Source organism: Nannocystis pusilla, assembly GCF_020073745.1.
In the GTDB taxonomy this organism is placed as follows: domain Bacteria; phylum Myxococcota_A; class Polyangia; order Nannocystales; family Nannocystaceae; genus Nannocystis; species Nannocystis radixulma.
Map to the genome: position 1 here is coordinate 34,490 of NZ_JAIRAU010000007.1, position 6,265 is coordinate 40,754.

Genomic DNA, 6,265 nt, shown 5'->3' on the forward strand with positions numbered 1-6,265 from the left:
CGGGTCAGCGCCGGACCCGGAGCGGGAGGGAGTTCAGGCCGCGGACCGACTGCGAGCGCCGCCAGGTGAGCTGGGAGCGCGGCACGGCCAGCTGGAGGTCGGTGTACCGCTGCAGGATCGCGCGGAAGGCGAGCTTCGCCTCGAGCCGCGCGAGCGGAGCGCCGAGGCAGAAGTGCGGCCCGAAGCCGAACGCGACGTGTCGGTTCGGTTGGCGCCCGACGTCGAACCGCTCCGGGTCTTCGAAGTGCGTCTCGTCGTGGTTCGCCGAGGCGAGGATCGGGCACACCGCTTCGCCCTTGCGGATCGGCACGCCGCACAGCTCGGTGTCCTCGCAGGCGAAGCGCGGCGCGTTGAGCTGGACCGGGCTGGTGTACCTCAGCATCTCCTCGACCGCGCCGTCCAGCAGCTCGGGGTGCGCGCGCAGGCGCTCGAGCTGATCGGGGTGCTCCAGCAGCGCGAGCACGCCGTTGCCGATCAAGTTGACGGTCGTCTCGTGCCCCGCGAGGAGGATGATGAGGGTCGACGCGACGAGCTCGTCGAAGCTCAGCTTGTCACCCGCCTCCTCGGCCTCGACCAGGGCGCTGAGCAGATCTTCGCCCTTGTTCTTGCGGCGCTCGGCGATGAGCTGCCGCAGGAAGCGGTTGATCTTGATCATGTTGGGGAAGTTTGTGAGAAGCTCCAGCCAACCGGCGCCGTCGAGCTCCAGAATGCCCTTCATCCAGTGATGGAAGTGTCGTCGATAGCGTTCGTCCACCCCCATCATGTCGGAGATCACCGCGACCGGCAGCGGCAGCGCGAGGTCGGCGATCATGTCCATCGTGCCGCGCGCGTCGGCTGCAGCCAGCAACCCGTCGGCGAGCTGGGCGATCCGCTGCTCGAGCGCCGCGACGCGCATCGGCGTGAACGCCTTGTGCGCGAGCGTCCGCAGCCGCCGGTGGTCGACCCCGTCCTTCATCACCATCGACTCGGTGACGCCCATCGACAGCCGCGACTCGATCCACGACACCTTGTGCCCGGCGGTGCGCTTGTCGCTGGCGAAGCGCTCGACATCCTTGATCAGCGCCATCACATCGTCATAGCGCGAGACGTAGTAGCTCTCGCCGCGGCGCCCCTGATTCAGGCGGACGATCGGCATCTCGCGCCGCAGCTGCGCGTAGAAGGGATACGGGTCGCGACGAAACTCCGGCGTCGTGAAGTGAAACGGCGGCGTCGGCGCGGTGGGCGTGGCGGTCATGGCGGTCTCCAGGCGAGCGGATCGAGGGCCGCGTCTGCGGGGCGGCATCTTCGCGTGCGCACTCGAAAAAATAGGATATGACACCGAGTGCCAAAATGCAACAGCAGAGCAAGCCGGGACGACCCACCGAGGCGGACACGCGCCAGATCGCCCAGGTCGCGTTGCGGCTGTTCGAGCAGCGGGGCTTCGAAGCCGTCACCATGGAGGATGTCGCGAAGGCCGCGTCCGTCAGCCGCCGCACCCTGTTCCGCCATTTTCCGTCGAAGGCGGACCTGGTGTGGACCGGCACGGACGAGCTGCTCGGTACGCTGAAGTCGCTCGCCGCGCCGTATGCGGGGCGCAAGCTGGCGATCGGCGCCATCGTGTCGGAGCTGTTCGTCCCGGTGCTCGCGGCGCTCGACGAGCGCGAGACCGCCGAGTTCGCGCGTCGCCGCCTCAAGCTGATCGCGGGCGCCCCCACGCTGCTGACCCACCGCACCCTGCAGGAGGCCGCCGCGCTGCTCGTGCCGCTCATCGACGCCGACGCGCTGCCGGGCTGCGCTTCGCCCCCGCTGGTCGCCCACACGCTGGTCGCCGCGGCCTTCGCCGCGCTGCAATGGTGGGGCGAACACGGCGAAGGCCGGAGCGCCCGCGAGACAATGCTCGGAGCGCTGCAGGGGATCGCCCTGGGCCGCGGGCCTACGGCAGGTTCTTGAACCGCGCGCCGGAGAACCACGCCTCGATCGCGCTCGCCTCGGCGGCGAAGACGTCCGGCAGGCCCTCGGCGCTGACGACGAACACGTGGTCGCCGGCGGTCTGGACGAGCTCGCGCTTGCGGATCTCGCCCATGCTCGCGTGGACGGCGGAGATCTGCAGCTCGTGCCCGGGCTTGCCGGCGCGGGTGGTCGGCTTCGCCTCGGTGATCTCGAACTTCTCGAACAGCTTCTGGTAGGTGGACGGGAACACGTCCGTCGCCAGCTGCTCGGCGCTGCGGACCTGATCGGGCGGGACCGCGTAGTCCTTGGCCAGCAGGAAGAAGAAGCGCGACTTGTCGGTGCGCCGGCACTTGATGAGCGTCGCCTCCTGACCGGGCTCGGTCGCGGTCTGCTCGACGCAATCCCAGCCGTCACCTGACGGGCGCGGAGCCGCGACCAGGCCGTCCTTGCTGGCGAACAGCGCGGGCTCGGCCGCGGGGGCCGGCTCGGCCGGGGCGGCGGCCGGCGACTTGGATGTCTCCACGGGCATGTTCGAAGGGCCAGGTTGACCGCCGTCGCACGCGGCGGCCAGGAGGGCGGGGAGGAGGAGGTGCGCGCGGAGCATGGAACGATCATACTGGACCGGAGGGTCGCGGCCGGTCAAGCGGAGCGGCCTCGCCCGCAGGACAGGCGCGATCGTCGATGTGACCACGATGGCCCGGCTCAGGGCGACTTCCTCGCCGTCACCGGCGAACGTCAAGTCGGCCATGTCGGGCCCGATGCGCGCGTGCCAGGCTCAGGCGTCTTCACCGGGCGATGAGGCAGTACAGTGGGAGCTCGCGGCTCGCTGTCTTTATTGTGTGCCGTGCTCCGAGGCCTCAGAGCATCGGACGCGTGGGCCGAGTGGTGATCACGTCGCGCAGCCCCTGAAGGCGCTCGCCATTCCGCTTGCAGCGGTCCATGCCCTCGTGGATCCGCCGAACGAGGTCGGGCGAGAACCCCTCCGCCGCGAGAGCCCGCTCGTGCACCGCGATCCCGCCCTCCTCGCCGAGCTGTAGCAGCTGCAGCGGGACTTCGTCATTGACCAGCGCGGTCAAGGATCCGATCGCGTTGAACATGTTGCCCCAGGCTCCCGGGCCGTCCGGGGCGACGATGCCGTGGCGCTTGAGCTCGAGCTCGAGCTGCGCCACCGCCTCACGGTGCCCCGCCGCGATGTCCTTGAGGGCCGGCTCCTCGGGCTGGCCGGCGAACTTCTCCAGCGCACGTGCGTAAGCCTCGACGGCGGTGGCGCCGCCGCGAACAGCGTGATCAATGCTTCCTGAGCCTCGGAAGGCAGTGACATTCCGACAACTATGGGTGAGGGACGGAGCCTGTCAATTGGCGTCGCCTCCGCACGGATACCGACGTCACCGATCACGACCGCAGTGCGAGGCCGAGGCCGGCGCTGCGAGAGCGTCCGGACTGCACCGACCGGCCGGCCGCGACATCGCTCGGGCTTTCGTCGACCCCCGACGATGGCCGCGACAGCGGGTGGCTTTTCGCTTGCCTGACGGGTTAGAGCAGTGGTTCATCCGATCCTGCGCGCAGACCCGAGAGCCGCGCCCTGAATCGGAGCGCCGGCTCGCGGCTCACTGTTGGAAACAATAGATCGACGACGGGCGGGCGCACGAGTCGCCCGTGCATGACTCGGTCCAGTCGTCGTCCTTCTCTTTGGCGTTGCCCCACAGACCGCTGCCGGAGTCCTTCGTCCAGTTGCTGCAGCTCCAGAACTCGTCTTGGAGGGTGCCGTTCTTGCGGGTCGCGGTCCAGACGGAGGCGCGGGCGTTGAGGCCGCAGTGGGGGCCGCCGAAGGGGACAGGGCCGCCGGTCTCGGTGATGTCGATGGGGTGGTCGATGTCGCCGTCGACGAGGTCGGCCCAGTCGTCGGCGATCTTGACGCCGTTGGGGAGGACGTAGGGGACGGCGGCGTGGGTCATGCGCGTGGCGGGCGAGGCCTCGATGGTGCTGAGCCAGGCCATGTAGGTGCCGGGGAGGCCGGCGGCCTGGGCGAGCTGCTGGCACTTGAGGTCGGCGCCGGCAAGGCCGCCGAGGTTGCCCTTGTAGAGCTGGCTGCTGACGAAGACGAGCTTCTGCGCGACGGTGACGCTGCAGTCGCTCTCGCAGCCGTCGCGGTCGACGAGGTTGCCGTCGTCGCACTGCTCGAGGCCGGCGTGGACGAAGCCGTCGCCGCAGCTGGCGGCCTTGCAGGTGGAAAGGCAGGCGTCGGTGTCGAGGGCGTTGCCGTCGTCGCACTGCTCGAGGCCGGCGTGGACGAAGCCGTCGCCGCAGCTGGCGGCCTTGCAGGTGGAAAGGCAGGCGTCGGTGTCGTCCATGTTCGCGTCGTCGCAGTCCTCGCCGGCCTGGACGAGGCCGTCGCCGCAGGTCGCGGGGGCGCAGAGGTTGGTGCAGGCGTCGGTGTCGTCGAGGTTGCCGTCGTCGCACTGCTCGCCCGGGCCGAGGATGCCGTCGCCGCAGAGGGCGTGCTGGCAGGCCGCGGTGCAGGCGTCGGTGTCGTCGAGGTTGCCGTCGTCGCACTGCTCGCCCGGGCCGAGGATGCCGTCGCCGCAGAGGGCGTGCTGGCAGGCCGCGGTGCAGGCGTCGGTGTCGTCGAGGTTGCCGTCGTCGCACTGCTCGCCGGGGCCGAGGATGCCGTCGCCGCAGACGATCGAGGCACCCGTGGAGGCGTCGGTGTCGGAGGTGTCGGAGGCGTCGGTGGCGGAGGCGTCGGTGTCGGTTGCGTCGGTGGCAGAGATGCCGTCGGTGCCGGTGGTGGCGGTGTCACCGTCGGTGGTGCCGACCGTGAGCGTGGAGCCGGTGGCCGAGCTGCCGCCGTCGGTGGCCGAGCCGCCCGAGGCGCCGGACGGGCCGTCGCTGGTGGTCGGCGGACCGTCGCTGGTGGTCGACTCGGTCGCACTGGAGGCGGTCGAGGTCGCGGACGTGGTATCGCCGCCGGTGCTCGACACGTCGGTGCCCGCGCCGCCGTTGCTGCAGCCCGCGGCGGTCGCCAGCAGGAGGAGAGCGCTCAAGGTCGAACGATGCATGGGTGTGGACATTTGCGAATGGTGGCAGTCGAATCGCCGATGGCGGCGACGGAGCGCGCGGCGATCCGGCCGCGCGCGCCGGCGGCTCGACTTCGGTGAGGTCGAGCCGCGGCGCAAGGCGAGAGAGACGACGCGATGTCGGGCGCGGAGGTCGGCGCGGGCGCTGAATGCCGGGCGCGAGGCGAGCGGGCTGCTCGTGAGCCGCGGCCGGTCGCGCTCGATGCAGCTACATGCTCTTGATCTTGGTGCAGGCGGCTTCGTTCTTGTCCTCGTTGCACATGCGCGCGCAGGCGTCCTTGCCCTCGAGCTCACAGAGGGCCACGGTGACGCGGTCGTCGGCCGCGCAGGCGTCGGGATCGCCCTTGCCGGCGGCGCAGGCGACCGAGCAGAGGTTGATCGCGGTCGTGACGTGCTTGCCGGCCTCGGGGCTGCGCTTGTCGCTGGCGGCCACGTAGGCGTCGGCCGCCTTGACGCACTCTACGACGAACGCCGACTTCTTGCTGCAGCCCGCGCCGGCGAAGAGCCCGAAGAGTGCCACGATGATGAAGGTCCTGTGCATGCGCCGAATGATGCCCCGAAGCCGGACCGCCGCCGTCGCACACCCTACGTAGGCGCGCGCGACGGGTCGGCTCGAATTGCGTAGCGCCGCGAGGGCCGGGGCCGCTACCCGGGCGGCAGGCGGGCGAGCTCCTGCCGCAGGGCGCGGGAGCGGGCCTGCTCGGCCGGGGCGGCGGCGAGGGCCCGAACGGCGAGGTCGCGGGCGTCGTCGTGGTCGCCGGCGTCGCGGGCGGCCCGGGCGGCGAGCAGGAGGGCGAGGGCGCGGACGTTGCCGTCGCCGACGTTGGCGCGGGCGACCGCTTCGAGGGCGTCGGCGCGGGCGGCCGCGAGGTCGCGCAGGTCGAGCCGCGCGAGCGCACGGGTGACGAGGAAGGCGGCGAGCTGGGGGCTCTGCTCGCCGAAGACGGCGCGGCCCCGGGTCAAGGCGGCCTCGGCGGCCTCGGCGGCCTCGGCGGCCCGACCCTCGCAGAGGGCGACCTTGGCCCGGGTGTTTTCGAGGTGGGGGGTGAGCGGGTCGCTGGTCGGGAGGATCGCACGCGCCTCGGTGATGGCCTCGCGGGCGGCGGGGCAACGCCCGAGCGCCAGGAGGTCGGCGGCGACGCCGTTGTGGGCGAGGGCGACCTTGGCGTGCTCGCGGCCGAAGCGGGCGGTCCAGATCTCGCGGGCGCGCCGGTGGTGTTCGAGGGCGGCGGCGGGATCGTCGAGCTTGTAGTAGGTGC

Annotated in this window: 7 protein-coding genes; 1 reads left to right on the forward strand and 6 read right to left on the reverse strand. The window is 71.3% G+C overall.

From position 1 onward, the window contains the following. Window positions 1–4: 4 nt before the first annotated feature. Window positions 5–1,234: a cytochrome P450 family protein gene (locus K7C98_RS09800; protein WP_224191333.1), complete on the reverse strand. Its 1,230-nt coding sequence runs from the start codon at window positions 1,232–1,234 to the stop codon at window positions 5–7. Window positions 1,235–1,395: 161 nt separating this feature from the next. On the opposite strand from K7C98_RS09800, the gene K7C98_RS09805 reads away from it, so the two are divergent. Then, entirely contained in the window at window positions 1,396–1,929 is a 534-nt protein-coding gene (locus K7C98_RS09805; protein ID WP_263429384.1) for a TetR/AcrR family transcriptional regulator, read from the forward strand. On the opposite strand, the gene K7C98_RS09810 is transcribed toward K7C98_RS09805, so the two are convergent. The 5 genes from K7C98_RS09810 to K7C98_RS09830 form a co-directional block, all read right to left on the reverse strand. Then, window positions 1,913–2,533 (reverse strand): hypothetical protein, encoded by a 621-nt coding sequence (locus K7C98_RS09810; RefSeq protein ID WP_224191335.1) that lies wholly within the window; start codon window positions 2,531–2,533, stop codon window positions 1,913–1,915. The genes K7C98_RS09805 and K7C98_RS09810 overlap by 17 nt on opposite strands. Before the next feature lie 253 nt (window positions 2,534–2,786). Then, window positions 2,787–3,098, reverse strand: coding sequence for a hypothetical protein (locus K7C98_RS09815; RefSeq protein ID WP_224191336.1), 312 nt, complete (start codon window positions 3,096–3,098; stop codon window positions 2,787–2,789). A gap of 438 nt (window positions 3,099–3,536) precedes the next feature. Further along, window positions 3,537–4,973, reverse strand: coding sequence for a DUF4215 domain-containing protein (locus tag K7C98_RS09820; RefSeq protein ID WP_224191337.1), 1,437 nt, complete (start codon window positions 4,971–4,973; stop codon window positions 3,537–3,539). A 241-nt stretch (window positions 4,974–5,214) separates the two neighbouring features. Next, on the reverse strand, window positions 5,215–5,547 hold the full coding sequence (locus K7C98_RS09825) for a hypothetical protein (protein WP_224191338.1): 333 nt from the start codon (window positions 5,545–5,547) through the stop codon (window positions 5,215–5,217). Between the two features lie 104 nt (window positions 5,548–5,651). After that, a partial coding sequence (locus tag K7C98_RS09830; RefSeq protein ID WP_224191339.1) for a tetratricopeptide repeat protein occupies window positions 5,652–6,265 on the reverse strand: 614 nt, incomplete at its 5' end.

Bases quoted from the DNA above. Each gene is read 5' to 3' on its own strand.
- K7C98_RS09825 (WP_224191338.1), bottom strand. From the start codon at position 5,547: ATGCACAGGACCTTCATCATCGTGGCACTCTTCGGGCTCTTCGCCGGC.
- K7C98_RS09810 (WP_224191335.1), bottom strand. From the start codon at position 2,533: ATGCTCCGCGCGCACCTCCTCCTCCCCGCCCTCCTGGCCGCCGCGTGC.
- K7C98_RS09800 (WP_224191333.1), bottom strand. From the start codon at position 1,234: ATGACCGCCACGCCCACCGCGCCGACGCCGCCGTTTCACTTCACGACG.